Here is a 17,421-nt window from a genome sequence, read left to right on the forward strand (position 1 = left end):
TTTACAGTCCACCTTTCGCGCGCCGGACAATGCCCGGACCCATCTGCGACAGAGACAGGATTTCATCGGCCAGGCCGGCTTCCGCCACGGCACCCGGCATACCCCAAACAATACTCGTCGCCTCGTCCTGAGCCAGAATGGTGCCGCCGACATTGCGCAGCATGCGTGCACCTTCCCGGCCGTCATGGCCCATGCCCGTCAGAATGATGCCGAGGGCTGCGCCGCGCGTGACCTCGGCCACGGACTGGAACAGGGGATCGACTGCCGGACGACAGAAATTGATTGGCGGTGTTTGATCGAGCACCGCATAGAAGCCCGCGGCATCCTTGCGGATGGTCATGTGGAAATCGCCCGGCGCGATATAGACGCAGCCCGGCTTCAGACGCTCATTGTCTTCCGCTTCCTTGCACACCAGCTTGCCGGCCTTGGTCAGGTGTTCGGCGAGAATCTTGGTGAACAGGGCCGGCATGTGCTGGGCAATAACGATCGGCGCGCGGACATCGGCGGGAATGGCGGAGATGACATCGCGCAGGGCTTGCGGGCCGCCGGTCGAGGACCCGATGGCGATGATTTCCGGACGCCCATTGTGCCGAGGGGTGCCGCGCGTTTGCGGTGGCTGCGCCACCGGCGCATGCATTTTTCTTGCTGGCGCGGCGGGCGGCGGGGCGGTTGTGGTGCGCGCGGTCGGCGCGACGGGCGCGGTCGGCGCGCTCGGTTGTGCGAGATTGCCTTGCGTGGGGACCGGAGGGATCGGACGCGGCGCGAGGGCTTTCAGCTTGGTCAGCAGATCGCGGCGGAACTCCTCGGCGCCGGCGAGTCGGCCGGCCTGGGGTTTGGACGCATAATCCGCTGCGCCCATGGAGAGCGCGCGGATGGTCACTTCACCACCACGACGGGTCAGCGTCGACGCCATGACCACTTTGCAGCCCGGCACGGCCTTGAGCAGCAGCGGCAGGGCCGCGAGGCCATCCATTTTCGGCATTTCGACATCAAGCACGATCAGGTCGGGCTTGAGTTCCTCGGCCTTGCGAAGGCCTTGCTCACCATCGACGGCGGCGCCGACGAGCGTGAGATCCTTGTCCTCATCGACCCAGCGCGTCATGAGACCGCGGGCAACCGCGGAGTCATCGATCACGAGAACCCGGGCGATGGATTGGGCGGGAGACGCCGTGCGGGCGAGTTCCGTCATTGGAAACCCCTCAGGAAGCGCGCAGCAAACCCGTTTGCTGGAACTTGGACTCGATGATGTCACCATCAAACGGCTTCATGACATACTCATCCGCACCGGCTCGAAGGGCTTCGGTGATGTGTGCCATGTCATTTTCGGTCGTACAGAAGACCACGACCGGCTGGTCGCCGGTCTCTTCGCGGCGCAGCGCCTTGACGAAATCCAGCCCGTTCATGACCGGCATGTTCCAATCCAGCAGGATCGCATCCGGCATCTGCTTGCGGCAGGCTTCCAGGGCTTCCGACCCGTCGCCTGCTTCGACACATTCGAACTGAAGTTCTTCGAGTATTTTGCGCGCGACTTTCCGGATCACCCGAGAATCGTCGACAACCAGACACGTTTTCATCCCAACACCCTCCGCTAGGCGGCTTCTGCCTTGGCGCCAGCCGTTCCGATAACGGCCGAGACGTCGAGGACTGCCAGCAATTCCTTGTCCAGACGGTGCACACCCTTGACCATCGACCGCCAAGTCGCATCGACATGGGCCGGCACCGGCTCCAGCTCCGCCCTAGGACGACGAAGCACTTCACCGACACTATCCACGATAAGTCCAAAAATTTCGCTACCACGCTCAACGCCGAGCGCCATTCCGGATTCGGTGGCTTCCCGCGGCGGCAAGCCGAGACGCCGCCGGGCGTCAATCGCTGTCACGATGCGGCCGCGCAGATTGAGCAAACCGGCCACTTCACACAGTGCAAGCGGAACCGACGTTACCGATTGCGGCGCGAAAACTTCGCGGATCGCGTCAACCGGCGCGCCGAAGAGCTGGTCACCAATACGGACCGAGACGTATTCATTCATGGACTCGGCACTCAATTCGGCATTGTCGCCATGATGCGTGGTCATGCCACCTTCTCCTCTTGAGACACCGAGTCGAGGGCGGCGATCAGGGCGCCACGATCCGATCTCGGCAGCACGGCCGTCAGGCCCTCGGACTGCGTATCTTCCGGCCAGTCAGTGACGGCCAGGGTCGGCAGGTTCGGCCACAGGCCTTCCTGGCGAATGCGCGACAACGCGGACGGGTCGCCAACCATGGCGTCAAACTGCTCGCCCGCCTCGGCGATGGCGTGCACTTCATGCATGCCGCCCGTCGGCGTGACGTCGTAGCCCGCCGCCGCCAGCAGGGGTGCGATCATGCGGCGCGCGAAGGCATCGGCATCGACCAGCAGGATGCGGCGGCGGCGATTGCTCGCCTTGCGCTGGATATTGCCGGCGCGGGACTGGTCGAGATACCAGGCGATATCGACCACATCCGTGGCCTTGCCCTTGATGATGGCGGAACCGATGATCCCGGGCTTGTCCGACGACATCTGCATGTCGACACGCTCTTCGACAACATCGACAATCTCGTCGACCGCCAGGCCGATCGAGGTGTGGTTTTCGGCAAACACGAGAACCGGCTGGCGCTGACCTTCGACCGTGCGGATTTCCGAACCAATCGGAACGATCGGCATCAGGCGGCCACGATATTGGACCACCAGGCGTCCATTGGTGCTTTCGATCGTGTCCGGATTGAACTCTTCCAGCCGTGTGACCAGGGCGAGCGGAACCGCTTTCGGCTCGGAGCCACCGGCGCGAACGAGAAGCAGGCGCTGCGTATTGGTGGCCTCGGCATTCTTGGATGCAGACGCTTCGATCGAGGCCTCTTCGTCCATCGCCGTGACGATTTCGCCAGCCAGGCCGTTCGGATCGAGGATCATGATAACCGAGCCATCGCCGAGAATGGTGGCGCCGGAATAGGCATGCACGCCACGCAAAGAGTCCGAGAGCGGCTTGACGACGATCTCTTCCGTGTCGAGGACATTGTCGACGACCAGGCCAACATTGCGGCCGCCGGCATCGAGGACAACCACGAAGCCGGTTTCGTCTTCCTTGCCGTTATAGGCCTCGCCAACGCCCAGCACATCGTGCAGGTCGACCAACGGCATGAGCCGGTCACGCAGACGCATGACGCGGGCGCCATTGAGGTTTTCGACTGTGTGCTCGGACCCGGCGCCGACCCGCACCAGCTCACGCACGGCGAGCTGGGGAATGGCAAAACGCTGCTCGTCGCAACCGACAATGAGCGCCGACACGATGGCCAGGGTGAGCGGGATCTTGATCGAGAAATGCGAACCCTTGCCGGCCGTCGAGGTGACGTCGATGACGCCGCCAATCTGCTCGATATTGGTGCGCACCACATCCATGCCGACGCCGCGGCCGGACAGATTGGTGACTTTCTCGGCGGTCGAGAAACCCGGCGCGAAGATGAAGCGGTGGATCTGCTGCTCCGTCATCCGCTCGAGTTCTTCGTGCGTGGTCAGCCCCTTCTCGAGGGCCTTCTCGCCGATACGGGCCGTGTTGAGGCCCATGCCATCATCGGAGATGGCGATAATGATATGGCCGCCTTCATGATAGGCGGACAGCTTGATCGTGCCCTTTTCGGACTTGCCCGCCTTGGCGCGGTCAGCCGGCATTTCCAGGCCATGGTCGGCGGAGTTGCGGACCATGTGGGTGAGCGGGTCCTTGATGAGTTCGAGAACCTGGCGGTCGAGCTCGGTCTCATTGCCCTCCATCACCAGTTCGATTTTCTTGCCAAGATCGGTAGAGACATCGCGGATGATGCGCGGCAGCTTGCGCCAGGCATCGCCGATCGGCTGCATGCGGGTCTTCATGACCCCGTCCTGCAGCTCGCCGGTCACGGCGGAGAGGCGCTGCAGCGGGCCCTTCAGATCATCATCTTCCAGACCGCGCACGGTCTGCATCAGCTGGTTCCGGGTCAGGACCAGCTCGGACACGGTGGTCATCAGCGCCTCGAGCACATCGACACCGACGCGCACGGTCTGCTGGACCTTCACACCGCCTTCACCGGCGACATGATCGTCACCGCCCTTGAGCTCCGCCATGGCGGTGGCGAGCGCTTCGGCCTGGCTCATATCCTTGGTAATCAGCTCGGCTGCAGCAGGCGCCACCTCGACTTCCGGCTCGGCGCTGGCAAAGGCGGCTTCAAGCTCGGCGGCGGACACTTCGCCCGGGCGCAGCTCGCGGCCCAGATCGGGGTCAAATTCACCGACGCCAATATGCACGACCGGCTCTTCAGGAGCCGCGTCGGCGACCGGTGTAGCGACACCATCGACTTCCGGCTCGGCGCTGTTGAAGGCGGCTTCAAGGTCTGCCAACGAGACTTCGCCCGGACGCAGTTCGCGGCCCAGGTCATTGTCCCAGTTATCAGGCTGTTGCGGCACGGTCTCGTCGGCCTGCTCAGGCAAACGCCCCATGGACGCGTCTTCGAGGCGACCGATCAGCTCGGAGTCATCACCGGCCGGTTCAACGCCGGTATTCTCAAGGGCTTCCAGCACAACCTTGATCTGATCAATGGCCTGCAGGACCAGCGTGACCATTGGCGGTGAAACACTCAGCTCGCCGTCGCGGAATTTGCCCAGCAGGGTTTCACCGGCATGCGCCACCGCTTCCAGCCGCGGAAGTCCAAGGAACCCGCAAGTCCCCTTGATGGTGTGCAGAAGGCGGAAAATATTATCGAGGATCGCCCGGTCTTCCGGGTTGTTCTCGAAGCGCACCAGTTCAGAATCGATGACATCGAGGCTTTCGCCCGTTTCCGTCAAGAATTCGCTGATGAGATCGTCCATGGCAGGCCCCGTACGGTTCTGATTCCACAGCAACCTGACAGGCCTTAGTTAACGGACTCTTGGCTGAAAGCGTCTTCCGGCAGCGAAATCATTCATACGATATGAGGGCGCGCCCGGGCCCTCATCCCGTCAACCGATCATACCTTCCGGTCCCTTCACGAGGGCAATGAATTCGACCCGGTTCTCATCCGCCTGGGCGCTGACACGGCCACCATTGGTGCGGGCAATCAGGCCAGTATAATAGGGTTGGATAGAGCGGCCGTCATAGCCGTTCTCCGGGGCATGCGCCTCAAGGGCACGGGCGGTACCCTCCTCGAGACGGGCACGGGGGCCTTCCGAAATCACGCGAAGACGCGCACCGCCCGCGGCATCGGCCGCTTCAATGGTGACTGTCCCGCCGCGCGGTGCCGCGTCTACCCCCAGAAGGCACATATTCAGGAGGAGGCGCGCAGCCTGCTTTTCGAGCCCGGCCGAGTCGACCTTCCAGACGATGTCCGGCTTGACCGACGAAAACATGTTCTCGGTCAGGCGCTGTAATTCGCGGCTGTCCAATATCCCTGGCGCAGACCCGCCAGCGCCAAAGGCGAGGCGACAGAATTCCAGTTTGGACTGGGCCTGGCGTGAGCTTTCGCGGACCAGCTCCATGGCGTCATCATGCATGTCGCCACTGTCCGGATCATCGAACACGCTGAGCGCAGCGCCCAGCGCCGAGACCGGGCTGACGAGGTCATGACAGAGCCGTGCACAAAGCAGGGCGGCGAGTTGGTCGGCCGGGATTTCGGCGGGGATATCGTCTTGCATGGCATTTTCCATACACGATTCTTCGGCGCCTCGACCGGTTTTCGCACTGAAACTGCATTCACCGCACCGGAAAGGTCTTGGCAACCGGATCAGTCCAAGACATGATTCGTTCCCGGCTGTGGGGACAGGTTTCGCGGGAATACGGGGCAGCCCGGCAAACGGTGCGAGACTTGCTTGATGAACCAGACACACGAGTGTCGTTTGAGCAGACCGGAGTTTTGCGCCAGTGGCTGAGTTTGACGTGACCCGCGCTGATACCCGCCGTACGCAAGGCCTTGTGGCCCTTGCCAGTCTCACTCTGTCCGCCGGCCTGCTGGCCGCGCTGATGCTGGGTGGCGAGCCCCGCAGTGAAGCCGCCAGCGGCGAGGCGATCAGCCTGGCGGTTGCCGCCCCGATCGACGCAAATACCGACGCGCCCCTCTCAGCCGATGTCTCACTGCAGGACACTGCTCCGGTCGAGCCGATCTCGATCCTGCTCGACTCCAGCGAACTGCTCCATGTCAATGACGCCGCCTTCACCCAGTGCGCCAGCTGCCCGACCCGTATCCAGGCTGAACGCACCGTGCCGCGCGGCGGCACGCTGGCGGGTGTGCTGGATGATGCCGGTGTCGACCGGGTCCAGGCCGCCCGCGCGATCGCCGCGCTGGGCACCGTCTTCGACCTGCGCTATCTGCGGGCCGGCGAACGCATCAACCTCTATTTCGAGACCGAGACCCCGGCCGATGGCAGCGAAGCGGTCACGCGCTTTGACGGGCTCTCCTTCCGTCCCGATGTCGAACGCTCGATCACCGTGGCGCGCACGTTCGATGACACATTCCGGGCCCGCGAGACGATAGCCGAGTTTGACCGCGAAATGGTGCGCGCCTCCGGCTCCATCACGGCCTCGCTCTATGTCGACGCCCTCAATGCCGGTGCCACAGACCGAGTTGTTGTCGAGCTGGCTGGCGTCCTCGCCTATGCCATCGACTTCCAGCGCTCGATCCAGCCCGGCGATGAATTCGACATCCTGTTCGAGCGCTTCGTCGACGAGGAAGGCAATACCGCCCGCACCGGCGACATCCTCTACGCCATGTATGACGGTCGCGGCGATGCCAAGGAATTCTTCCGCTACGAGACCGAGGACGGGATTGTCGGCTATTACAGCCCGGACGGGGCCAGTGCCCAGCGCCTTTTGATGCTGACCCCGGTCAATGGTGCCCGCCTCTCCTCATCGTTTTCGAGAGCCCGCCGCCACCCGATCCTGGGCTATACGCGTCGCCACAACGGCACAGATTTCGCCGCCCCGCGTGGCACCCCGGTCATGGCCGCCGGCAATGGAATTGTGGAGCGGGCCAATCGTTTCGGCAGCTTCGGCAATTATGTCCGCATCCGTCACGCCAATGGCTATGAGACCGCCTATGCCCATCTGAACGGTTTCGCCCGTGGCATCCGCGCCGGCAGCCGCGTCACCCAGGGCCAGGTCATCGCCTATGTCGGCACGACCGGGCGCTCTACCGGTCCGCACCTGCATTATGAAGTCCATCACAATGGCACGCCGCGCAATCCGATGACCCTGGACCTGCCCACCGGGCGCCAGCTGTCGGAAGACGAAATCCCGCTCTTCGAAGCCGAACGTGATCGCATCATCGCCATCCGCGACGCCGCCCGTCCGGCCGCCGAGAACGAGACGCCGCTTGTGGCCGATGCCGGGAATGGGGCTCAGTAGGGGCTGGGGCTTCTTCCACGTGACCGACATCGAGCCCAGCTGCCGCGAATTGATCGACTGCCAGGTTGAACTTGTGAGCGAATGGGCCCGGCAATTCGGCCGTCACTACAAATTCACAAGCTGAAACAATGGCAATTAATCGCGGCCGTCGCCTGCCACCGCGCGCGACGCGTGGAGCAGTCCAAAGATCACTTGTCAGCCAGCGGGCCGTATCGGGTTTCGAGGTCAAGGGTGCCGCAGGCGCCGCTCCGCGGGCATGCCCCTTGAGCTCAAGAACCGGGTACGGCTTTCTCTCGGCAAGTGATTTATGGCCGAGCGTGCGCCACGGGCGCGGTAGCTTCACCTGTTTCCTCCCTATGCCAGCCCTGCCTCGGGAGGCGAATGGTTCGTGCATCAGGGACAACGGTATGTGTCCCCAGCCGGCCGCGGTCACCGCCTGTCATGGGCGCCAAGCGGGATTGCAACGCGTCTGATCTCGCTATTGCCAGGCCGTCCGGCTTGTTAGCGATTGGCTGATGCGAGACGCGTCGACATCGGGAGATACGCATGATGCAAAGGTTCACATCCGCCTGTCTTCTGATTGGACTGGGCTTGTTCGGCTATGCCGGGACCGCGTCTGCCCAACAAGCCGCCCCGCCTGTTTGCGGTCAGGACGTCGCACCGTATTCGGATTTCGATTTCGTGATCGGCGAGTGGGACTTCTTTACCGCCGACGGACAACAGATCGGCACCCAGACCTATACCCGGCGGGAGGCTGGCTGTCTGGTGGTTGAAGACTGGTCGACCTTCGATGGCGGAACAGGCACAGGAATGACCTTTGTCGACCCGGCTACCGGGCATTGGCGGCAGGTCTGGATGAGCCCGCGCTTTCACATCGACTATTCAGGCGGACTCGACGCAACGGGCGCGATGGTCCTGGAAGGCCGGTTGCACAGCAATGCGGACGGCAGCGAAATGCAGGTCCGTGGCGTTTGGGCACCGCAGGAGGACGGCAGCGTTCGACAGGAATTCTGGGTCCGCCCGGACGACACGTCTGATTGGGCCCAACTCTTTGTCGGATACACCCGACGCCGGTAACGCGGCTGGCCGAAAAACGGCGACACACCATTTATCTGATCTCCGCCGGCCTTTGCGGGGCGTCCGTCAGAGATGACAACCGGCATCGACGCCCATTGACCACCGCCCTGCCCTAGCCTATCAAGCAATTCAGGCATGGAGATGCCCGCCGCTCGCAGGCTTTTGGCCCTGGTGAAATCTCCCTTGGACACGACATTTCCCTCATCGTCATTGCGACATGCGGCGGGATGGCAAGGCGAGCCCCATCATTCGATCCGCATGCCAATACGAAAGGGCATGTCATGACCCCAACTTCACCGCTTTCGCGCGACGCGCTGAAGGCCCAGGCCCGGCGTTTGCGAAAAGCGCTGGAAGCCGAAGGCAATTTTATCTCGCACAGCGAGGCGCTGGAATTGCTCGCCCATCAGATGGGCTATCGCGACTGGAATACCTTGAGTGCCACTGCCGGCAATCGTCCCGACACACCGCTCGCCGTCGGCGGGCGCGTCTCGGGCCGTTATCTCGGCCAGGCCTTTGAGGCGGACATTCTCAGCCTCACCGCCATTGCCGGCGGAGCTGGAGGCTGGCGGGTGACGCTGGATCTGGACGAAGCCGTCGATGTGGTGACCTTTGACAGCTTCTCGGCTTTCCGACGCCGGATCAACGCCACGATCGGCCGCAATGGCCGCTCGCCGGCCCGCACCTCGGACGGTCGCCCGCATCTGGAACTCGCCCTTCGCTAAAACGCGAAACGAATTTCGGTTGAAGCCCGGTCCAACTGCGCTTACGACCCCGCCTGACGTCAATGAGGCGGGCGGGGTCGCATGCTCAATATCCTGGTTCTGTGCACGGGCAATTCCGCGCGCTCCATCCTGGGCGAAGCCCTGATCAATGCGCGTGGCGACGGCCGGGTCGCGGGATATTCGGCCGGCTCAACACCGACCGGCCAGCCCAATCCACTTGCGCTCGAAACGCTCGCTGCCCACGGCCTGCCCGCGACCGGCTACAGCTCGAAAAGCTGGGATGTGTTTGCCGCGCCGGGCGCGCCTGTCCTCGATGCTGTCATCACGGTCTGCGACAGCGCTGCGGCGGAAGTCTGCCCGGTCTGGCCCGGCGCCCCGGTCAAGGCCCATTGGGGCCTGCCCGACCCGGCCGCCATCGCCGACACCGAGGCCGCCCGAAACGCCTTCCATGACACGTTCAACGCCCTTGATGCCCGCATCACGGCCTTGATGGCCGCGCTTGACGGCGATGATCGCGAAGCCCTCAAGCGGGCCTTCGACACTCTCAGCCCCCGACAGGACCTATCCACATGACCGACGCCACCGCAAAGGACGCCGCCCCCGGCGGGATCGGATTCTTCGAGAAGTGGCTGTCGGTCTGGGTCGCCATGGGCATGGCCGGCGGTATCGCGCTGGGCGTGATCGTGCCGGACCTCTTCGCTTGGCTGGCCGGGTTTGAATACGCCTCGGTCAATCTCGCCATCGCGGTGCTGATCTGGGCCATGGTCTGGCCAATGATGATCCAGATCGATTTCGCCTCGCTGACACGGGTCGGCGAACGCCCCAAGGGCCTGATCATCACCCTGATCACCAACTGGCTGGTCAAACCCTTCTCGATGGCGCTTCTGGGCGTCCTCTTCTTCGAGCATGCCTTCGCGCCGTGGCTGCAGCCCGAGGACGCCCAGCAATATCTCGCCGGTGTGATCATCCTGGGCGCCGCACCGTGTACGGCGATGGTCTTCGTCTGGTCACAGCTGACCAGGGGCGACGCCAATTACACCCTGGTGCAGGTCGCCGCGAACGACCTCATCATGGTCGTCGCCTTTGCCCCGATCGTCGCGCTCCTGCTGGGCGTGACCGACATCACCGTCCCCTGGGACACGCTCCTGCTGTCGGTGGGCCTGTATGTCGTCATCCCGCTGATCGCCGGCTGGCTGACCCGCAAGGCGCTGTCGCGCGGCAAGTCGGCCGAGGCGGCTGACAAGGCCGTGGGCGATTTCACCGCCCTGATCAAGCCGGCTTCGATCATCGGCCTGATCGGCACGGTCATCATCCTGTTCGGTTTCCAGGGCGAGGTCATCCTGACCCAACCCATCACCATCGCCATTATCGCGACGCCGCTCCTGATCCAGACCTATGGCATTTTCGCCATCGCCTATGGTGCCGCCTGGCTGTGGAAGACCCCGTTCAACATCGCCGCCCCCTGCGCCCTGATCGGCACCTCGAATTTCTTCGAGCTGGCCGTCGCGGTCGCGATCAGCCTGTTCGGCCTCAACTCCGGCGCCGCCCTGGCGACTGTGGTCGGCGTGCTGGTGGAAGTCCCGGTAATGCTGTCGCTCGTGGCCTTTGCCAACCGGACACAGGGATGGTTTGCAGGGCGGTAGGCAAAAAGGGGACAGGTACAATTAGCGCGCGGCGCTAATTGTACCTGTCCCCAACACTCCGGGGCGGCCTTGCGACCGCCCCAAACCTCAATTCACCGCTTCCAGCTTCGGCGCTTTCACGCCGACCGCGACACCATTCACCGTCAGTACGCCGGCTTCGGTGGAGACCTGGATGTTGTCGCCATCCTTGATGCCGCCTTCCAGCAGCAAGCGCGCCAGCGGATCCTGGAGCTCCTTCTGGATGACGCGCTTCAAGGGGCGCGCGCCATAAGCCGGGTCATAGCCCTTGGCGGCCAGCCAGGCGCGGGCGCCGGCATCGATCTCGATCGTCATGCGGCGATCGTCCAGCAGGCGCTGGAGATAGCCCAGCTGGATATCGACAATCGCGCCCATATGCTCCTCGGCCAGCTTGCGGAAGAGAATGACCTCGTCGATCCGGTTGAGGAATTCCGGCCGGAAATGGCCGCGCACGGCTGCCATAACGCTGTCGCGGGCATCCTCGGCATCATCGACCAGCTGCAGATGCTCGGCCCCCAGATTGGAGGTCATGATGATGATGGTATTGCGGAAATCGACGGTACGGCCCTGACCATCGGTCAGGCGGCCATCATCGAGGACCTGCAGCAGCACGTTGAACACGTCCGGATGCGCCTTCTCGATCTCGTCCAGGAGGACGACCTGATAGGGACGCCGGCGCACGGCTTCGGTCAGGGCACCGCCCTCCTCATAGCCGACATAGCCCGGCGGCGCGCCGATCATGCGGGCGACCGAATGCTTCTCCATGTATTCCGACATGTCGAGGCGCGAGACGGCGGTCTCGTCGTCAAACAGGAATTCGGCGAGCGCCTTGGTCAGCTCGGTCTTGCCGACGCCGGTCGGGCCGAGGAAGAGGAAGGAGCCGATCGGACGGGCCGGATCCTTGAGGCCCGCACGGGCCCGGCGCACAGCGTCGGACACGGCTTCCAGCGCCGGGTCCTGACCAATCACACGGCCGCGCAGCGCGTCTTCCATGCGCAGAAGCTTGTCGCGTTCGCCCTCGAGCATCTTGTCGACGGGCACACCGGTCCAGCGCGAGACAATCTGGGCGATCTGCTCGTCATCAACGACTTCCTGCATCGTTGTCCCAGCCTCGCCTTCGCTCTCGGCGGCGGCGAGCTTGCGTTCCAGATCGGGCAATTGGCCGTACTTGATCTCCGAGGCCCGACCCAGATCACCGCGCCGTTCGGCATCGGCCAGGTCCGAGCGTGCCCGATCGAGGGCTTCCTTGATCGTGGTCGCCGAGGCAAGCTTGTCCTTCTCGGCGCGCCAAGCGGCGGTCAGCTCGGCCGAGCGGGATTCCAGCTCGGCGATTTCCTTGGAGATGGTCGACAGGCGCTCCTTGGAGGCGTCATCGGCCTCTTTCTTGAGCGCTTCCGCCTCGATCTTCAGCTGAATGGCGCGGCGATCGATCTCGTCGAGCTCTTCCGGCTTGCTATCGATCTGCATGCGCAGACGCGCCGAGGCCTCATCCATCAGATCGATGGCCTTGTCGGGCAGGAAGCGGTCGGTGATGTAGCGATTGGAGAGATTGGCGGCCGAGACGATAGCGCTGTCAGCGATGCGCACACCGTGATGGACTTCATACTTCTCCTTCAGTCCGCGCAGGATGGAGACCGTGTCGGCCACGGTCGGCTCCTCGATCATCACAGGCTGGAAGCGGCGCGCCAGGGCGGCGTCCTTTTCGACATGCTTGCGATACTCGTCCAGCGTCGTGGCGCCGACACAGTGCAGCTCGCCGCGTGCCAGGGCCGGCTTCAAAAGGTTGGACGCATCCATGGCACCATCGGTCTTGCCGGCACCGACAAGCGTGTGCATCTCATCGATGAAGAGGATGATCTGGCCATTGGCACCCTCGACCTCCGACAGCACGGCCTTGAGGCGTTCCTCGAACTCACCGCGATATTTCGCACCGGCGATTAGGGAGCCCATGTCCAGCGCCAGGAGACGCTTCTCCTTCAGGCTTTCCGGCACATCGCCATTGACGATACGCAGGGCGAGGCCCTCGGCGATGGCGGTCTTGCCGACGCCGGGCTCACCGATCAGGACGGGATTGTTCTTGGTCCGGCGAGAGAGGACCTGGATGGCACGGCGGATTTCCTCGTCGCGGCCGATGACCGGGTCGAGCTTGCCCTCGCGTGCGACTTCGGTGAGGTCGCGGGCATATTTCTTCAGCGCGTCATAGCCTTCCTCCGCCGACTGGCTGTCTGCGGTGCGGCCCTGGCGCAGATCATTGATCGCGGTGTTGAGGGCCTGCGGCGTCACGCCGGCGGCCTTGAGGATGTCATGCGCCTTGGAGCCACTGGCCAGGGACAGCGCCTGCAGGACGCGCTCGGCGGTGACATACTCGTCGCCGGCCTTTTTCGACGCCTCCTCGGCAGCACCGAACAGCTTTGCGGTTTCGGGGGCGAGGTAGAGTTTGGCTTCGCCGCCCTCGACCTTGGGGATGGCGGCCAGGGCCTGGTCGACCCCGTCCTGGACCTGGCGAACACGGCCGCCGGCGGCCTTGATGAGATTGCCGGCGAGGCCGGCATTATCGTCCATCAGTGCCTTGAGCACATGGACGGGCGTGAATTGCTGATGGCTTGATTTCAGCGCCAAGCCTTGAGCGGCCTGGATAATCGACCGCGCGCGGTCTGTATAAGTCTCGAATTCCATGTCGATCCCCCGGATAAGGCGAGATAGGTTGCGTTTCGCCGCCTTGATCAAGCACGGCCAAAACGCGTTTCAGACCGCATGTAGGTGTTGCATATGAACAACACAAGGGGTCGAGGCGCGACATTCTGACCACGGTTTCACCCGTCATCTGCGGAGCGACTCACACCCATGCCCCAGCTTACAGCCATCACGCGATTTCCGATCAAGGGACTTGGGCCGGACAGCCTCGACCGTATCGCGCTGAGCGCAAACAAGACGCTGCCCATGGACCGCGCCTGGGCCATCGAGAACGGCCCCTCGCCCTTCGATGAGCGCGCGCCGGGCCATGTGAAGAAGAAACACTTCCTGATGCTGGCCGGACAGGCCGAACTGGCCAAGCTGAATTGTCGCTATTCTGACAAGGAGGGGACGTTTTCCGTCACCCTGGACGGCGCCATACCGGTCACCATCCGTCTGGAGGCCCCGGACACCCACCCGGCGCTATTCGACGTCTTGCGGGTCCTGGTCGGCGACGCTGTTCGCGGACCGCTGCGCCTGGTGCATGCCCCCGGTCAGGCAATGACCGATATCCCGCAGCCGCAAATCTCGCTGATCAATGCCGCCTCGGTCCGCGCGCTGTCAGAGAAGACCGCGCAGACGCTCGACCCGCTCCGCTTTCGCGGCAATCTGCTGATCGACGGCCTGGCGCCATGGGAAGAATTCGACCTGGTCGGGCACGAAATCCGCATTGGCGGCATCGCCTGCCGGGTGGAATCCCGCATCCGGCGCTGCGTGGCCACCAGCGTCGACCCGCAGCGCGGCGAGATTGATACAGATGTGCCCGCAGCGCTGTTCGAGCACTACGGGCACATGGATTGCGGTGTCTATCTGTCCGCTCTGGAAGACGGCGAGATTGCCCTGGGCGATCCGGTCAGCCTGGCTTAGGCCGCCTGGGTTTCCGGGCCGTCGCCACCGGTCTTGTCGCCATCGCCCTCATCGGCCGAGGCCGAGGCGTTTTTCAGCGCGGCTTCCGCAGCGCGGGCGGCTTCCATTTCGGCCTTGGTGCGGCGCGGACGGCGGGTGCGGCGGCGCGGCTCTTCGCCCTCGCCATCGCTATTGCCATCATTGCGGTCCGACGTGTCGGCCGGCGTATTGTCGCCCTGCGGTGTCACCACGCCCATCGGATCATCGGCCCGCTCGCCATCATTGTCCTGGTCGCGATCCTGGTCCCGATTGCCCGACGGCCGTCCGCGGCCATTGCGGCTGCGGCGCTCGCGCCCTTCGCCCTGATCACGATTATCGCGGCTGTCGCGATTATCGCGGTTGTCACGGCGCGGGCGGGACTGGCGCTCCTGGCCCTGGTCCTCATCAGTCTCGTCATCGGCGTTGTTGTCGCCGTTGTCGTCCTGATTGGGATCACGCTTGGGCTGGTTCGCCTGGAGAATGCGCAGGTAGTGTTCGGCGTGCTGGTACAGGTTTTCCGCCCGGACACGGTCACCGGCGGAGGACGCATCCCGGGCCAGCTGCATGTATTTGTCGTAAATCTGGGAGGCGTTGCCGTTGATCTTCACTTCGCCGGCGCAATTGCTCTGAAAGCTCCGGTTCGACGGATTGCCGGGCTTACGTCCTCGACCACGTTGACGCTTCATTTCGCGTATTCCTGTTCAACAGCGATGCAAATCAAATCGGGCTTTGCGGTGCATTCGCAGGTGCAAGCCTGTGCGCTGATACTTGGGGATCCAATGATTTGACCGGATAATGGCAGGTGGGTCATCCGGCCGCGCGAGACCCCCGTACTGGCGCGATCCACCTGCCTTGGTCGGGACCCTAGACTGCGAGGCCGGTCATTCCAAGCCCTTTTAGCGGTCAGGCCACGGCTCGGCGTCCCGACACCACCCGGTCCTGCCCGGCCAGGTCCTGTTTCACGTCAATCGCGACAAGGCCGACCTCCGCTGCCAGCGCGCTGACAGCCTCGCCCTGATCATAGCCAATCTCCAGGGCAAACAAGCCGCCCGGCACCAAGAGGCGTGGCAAATCCGCGATGATGAGGCGATAGGCATCCAGCCCGTCCGCGCCGCCATCAAGCGCCAGCGTGGGCTCATGATCGCGCACTTCCGGCTCCAGAGCGGCCAGCACATCGGAGACGATATAGGGCGGGTTGGACACGAGAATGTCCGCCGCGCCATCACCGAGCGCCTCGCCCCAGCGGCTGCGCAGGAATCGGGTCCTGTCGGCAAGACCACAGGATTGCGCATTGCCGCCCGCAACGGCCAGCGCCGCATCGGACAGATCGACACCGATCCCGGTCCAGGTCGCGCGCTCGGACAGCAAGGCCAGCAGGATCGCCCCGGACCCGGTGCCCAGATCGACGACACACGCCGGGGCATCGCCGGTCTCGGCCAGCACGACCTCCACGAGGGTTTCAGTGTCCGCGCGCGGCGTGAGCACATCGGCCGTCACGGCGAGATCAAGCGTCCAAAAGGGCTGGTTGCCCAGGACCTGGGAGAGCGGAACGCGCTGGAGCCGGCGCCAGCTCAGCGCGGCGAGGGCTTCGGCCTGCTGCCAGGAGAATAAGGCTGGATCCGCGAGTGCCTGGGCCAGGCTGGCCGGTGCCAGGGTGTGATTGAGCAGAAAACGCGTCTCCTCGGCGCCTTCCTCGATCCCGGCGCCGATCAGGCGCTGCGTCAGGTCGCGGCGGATATCCGCAAGAGGCAAACCCTGCCAGGCTTGCAGGAGCGGTTTGTGGGCCGCCGCATCAAAGTCCGACTGCGCAGCCTCGACCAGCTTGTCGAAGGGCCCGCCCATCACCCGGCCTTATGAATTGTCTTCGAGGGCAGCGAGGCGCGCGGCCTGGTCCTCGGAGATCAGCGCTGTGACCACCTCATCCAGCCCGTCACCGGCCACGATGTCGTCGAGCTTGTAGAGGGTCAGATTGATGCGGTGATCGGAGACCCGGCCCTGCGGGTAATTATAGGTGCGGATGCGTTCGGAGCGGTCGCCCGAGCCGATCTGGCCCTTGCGCTCGGCAGCCCGCTCGGCATTGGCAGCTTCGCGCTGCATGTCATAGAGCTTGGCCTTGAGCAATTCCTGCGCCCGGGCCCGATTCTGGTGTTGGGATTTTTCCTGGCAGACCACCACCAGACCCGTCGGGATATGCGTCATGCGCACGGCCGAGTCGGTCTTGTTGACGTGCTGGCCACCCGCGCCGGAAGCCCGCATCGTATCGACTCGCACATCGCCCATATTGAGCTCGATATCGATGTCTTCTGGCTGCGGCATGATGGCGACCGTGGCGGCGGAGGTGTGGATACGGCCCTGGCTCTCCGTGGCCGGGACGCGCTGGACCCGGTGCACGCCGCTCTCGAACTTCAGCCGTCCGAACACGCCATTGCCGGAGATCGCCGCAACCACTTCCTTGAAGCCGCCATGCTCGCCCTCCGAGGCGGAGACCAGCTCCCAGGTCCAACCCTGCAGCTGGGCGTAGCGTTGATACATGCCGTAGAGATTGCCCGCGAAGATCGCGGCTTCATCGCCGCCCGTCCCTGCGCGGATCTCGATCATCGCATTGGCGCTGTCATCCTTGTCCTTGGGCAGGAGAAGGAGGCTCATCGCGTGTTCGAGCTCCGGCAGCTTGTCCTTGAGCGCGTAATATTCCTCGCGCGCCATCTCGGCCATTTCCGGGTCGCCGCCCTCCATCATCTCGGAGAGGTCTTCCAGCTCGGCGCGCGCGGCCTTCAGCGCATTGGCCTTTTCGGCCACGGGCTTGAGCTCGGCGTGCTCCTTGGAGAGCTTGACGATTTCATCGGGATCACCGGCGGCGCCCAGGCGGGCTTCCACCTGGTCGAACCGGTCGATCACTTGGGCGAGTCTGGCTTCGGGTGCGTGCATGGCAGCTAGATAGCGGGAATTTCATCGTTCCGAAATCCGCGAGGCGCAGCTTGTTGGG

15 protein-coding genes are annotated in these 17,421 nt (G+C 63.9%); 6 read left to right on the forward strand and 9 right to left on the reverse strand.

The genetic code is table 11. The annotated features are described in order from the left end of the window. Position 1: 1 nt before the first annotated feature. The 5 genes from Q0X62_RS01890 to chpT form a co-directional block, all read right to left on the reverse strand. On the reverse strand, positions 2–1,189 hold the full coding sequence (locus tag Q0X62_RS01890) for a chemotaxis response regulator protein-glutamate methylesterase (protein ID WP_297731004.1): 1,188 nt from the start codon (positions 1,187–1,189) through the stop codon (positions 2–4). 10 nt (positions 1,190–1,199) lie between these two features. Beyond that, the gene (locus Q0X62_RS01895) at positions 1,200–1,574 is read right to left on the reverse strand and encodes a response regulator (RefSeq protein ID WP_297731006.1); all 375 of its coding nucleotides are present in this window, start codon (positions 1,572–1,574) and stop codon (positions 1,200–1,202) included. 14 nt (positions 1,575–1,588) lie between these two features. Next, positions 1,589–2,074 carry a chemotaxis protein CheW gene (locus Q0X62_RS01900; RefSeq protein ID WP_297731008.1) on the reverse strand — a complete coding sequence of 162 codons (486 nt, stop codon included), beginning with the start codon at positions 2,072–2,074 and terminating at the stop codon, positions 1,589–1,591. Further along, positions 2,071–4,854: a chemotaxis protein CheW gene (locus tag Q0X62_RS01905; RefSeq protein WP_297731010.1), complete on the reverse strand. Its 2,784-nt coding sequence runs from the start codon at positions 4,852–4,854 to the stop codon at positions 2,071–2,073. The genes Q0X62_RS01900 and Q0X62_RS01905 overlap by 4 nt, the downstream gene beginning before the upstream one ends. A 129-nt stretch (positions 4,855–4,983) precedes the next feature. After that, the gene (chpT, locus tag Q0X62_RS01910; RefSeq protein ID WP_297731013.1) at positions 4,984–5,655 is read right to left on the reverse strand and encodes a histidine phosphotransferase ChpT; all 672 of its coding nucleotides are present in this window, start codon (positions 5,653–5,655) and stop codon (positions 4,984–4,986) included. A 241-nt stretch (positions 5,656–5,896) separates the two neighbouring features. Here chpT and Q0X62_RS01915 point away from each other — a divergent pair, with 241 nt between their 5' ends. The 5 genes from Q0X62_RS01915 to arsB all read left to right on the forward strand — a co-directional run bounded on the left by Q0X62_RS01915 (position 5,897) and on the right by arsB (position 10,802). After that, positions 5,897–7,360: a M23 family metallopeptidase gene (locus Q0X62_RS01915; protein ID WP_297731017.1), complete on the forward strand. Its 1,464-nt coding sequence runs from the start codon at positions 5,897–5,899 to the stop codon at positions 7,358–7,360. A 546-nt stretch (positions 7,361–7,906) separates the two neighbouring features. Beyond that, positions 7,907–8,437 (forward strand): hypothetical protein, encoded by a 531-nt coding sequence (locus Q0X62_RS01920; RefSeq protein WP_297731020.1) that lies wholly within the window; start codon positions 7,907–7,909, stop codon positions 8,435–8,437. Positions 8,438–8,718: 281 nt separating this feature from the next. Continuing rightward, the gene (locus tag Q0X62_RS01925) at positions 8,719–9,159 is read left to right on the forward strand and encodes a glyoxalase superfamily protein (RefSeq protein WP_297731023.1); all 441 of its coding nucleotides are present in this window, start codon (positions 8,719–8,721) and stop codon (positions 9,157–9,159) included. Between the two features lie 81 nt (positions 9,160–9,240). Then, a complete protein-coding gene (locus tag Q0X62_RS01930) occupies positions 9,241–9,732 on the forward strand; it encodes an arsenate reductase ArsC (RefSeq protein ID WP_297731025.1) in 492 nt (163 codons plus the stop codon). Beyond that, positions 9,729–10,802, forward strand: coding sequence for an ACR3 family arsenite efflux transporter (gene arsB / locus Q0X62_RS01935; RefSeq protein ID WP_297731027.1), 1,074 nt, complete (start codon positions 9,729–9,731; stop codon positions 10,800–10,802). The genes Q0X62_RS01930 and arsB overlap by 4 nt, the downstream gene beginning before the upstream one ends. An 87-nt stretch (positions 10,803–10,889) precedes the next feature. Here the strand turns inward: arsB and clpB are convergent, their stop codons facing one another. Then, positions 10,890–13,496, reverse strand: a complete 2,607-nt coding sequence (gene clpB / locus Q0X62_RS01940; RefSeq protein WP_297731028.1) for an ATP-dependent chaperone ClpB — start codon at positions 13,494–13,496, stop codon at positions 10,890–10,892. Positions 13,497–13,664: 168 nt separating this feature from the next. Here clpB and Q0X62_RS01945 point away from each other — a divergent pair, with 168 nt between their 5' ends. Then, complete coding sequence (locus tag Q0X62_RS01945) at positions 13,665–14,420, forward strand: MOSC domain-containing protein (protein ID WP_297731030.1); 756 nt, start codon at positions 13,665–13,667, stop codon at positions 14,418–14,420. On the opposite strand, the gene Q0X62_RS01950 is transcribed toward Q0X62_RS01945, so the two are convergent. From Q0X62_RS01950 to prfA, 3 genes are all read right to left on the reverse strand, one after another. Then, positions 14,417–15,124: a DUF4167 domain-containing protein gene (locus Q0X62_RS01950; protein ID WP_297731033.1), complete on the reverse strand. Its 708-nt coding sequence runs from the start codon at positions 15,122–15,124 to the stop codon at positions 14,417–14,419. The two genes, Q0X62_RS01945 and Q0X62_RS01950, sit on opposite strands and share 4 nt — an antisense overlap. 217 nt (positions 15,125–15,341) lie before the next feature. Further along, positions 15,342–16,280: a peptide chain release factor N(5)-glutamine methyltransferase gene (gene prmC / locus Q0X62_RS01955; RefSeq protein WP_297731035.1), complete on the reverse strand. Its 939-nt coding sequence runs from the start codon at positions 16,278–16,280 to the stop codon at positions 15,342–15,344. 9 nt (positions 16,281–16,289) lie between these two features. Beyond that, positions 16,290–17,363 carry a peptide chain release factor 1 gene (gene prfA / locus Q0X62_RS01960; RefSeq protein ID WP_297731037.1) on the reverse strand — a complete coding sequence of 358 codons (1,074 nt, stop codon included), beginning with the start codon at positions 17,361–17,363 and terminating at the stop codon, positions 16,290–16,292. Between the last annotated feature and the right edge of the window lie 58 nt (positions 17,364–17,421).

Origin of the sequence: uncultured Maricaulis sp., assembly GCF_947259345.1 — a bacterium.
Taxonomy (GTDB): Bacteria; Pseudomonadota; Alphaproteobacteria; order Caulobacterales; family Maricaulaceae; genus Maricaulis.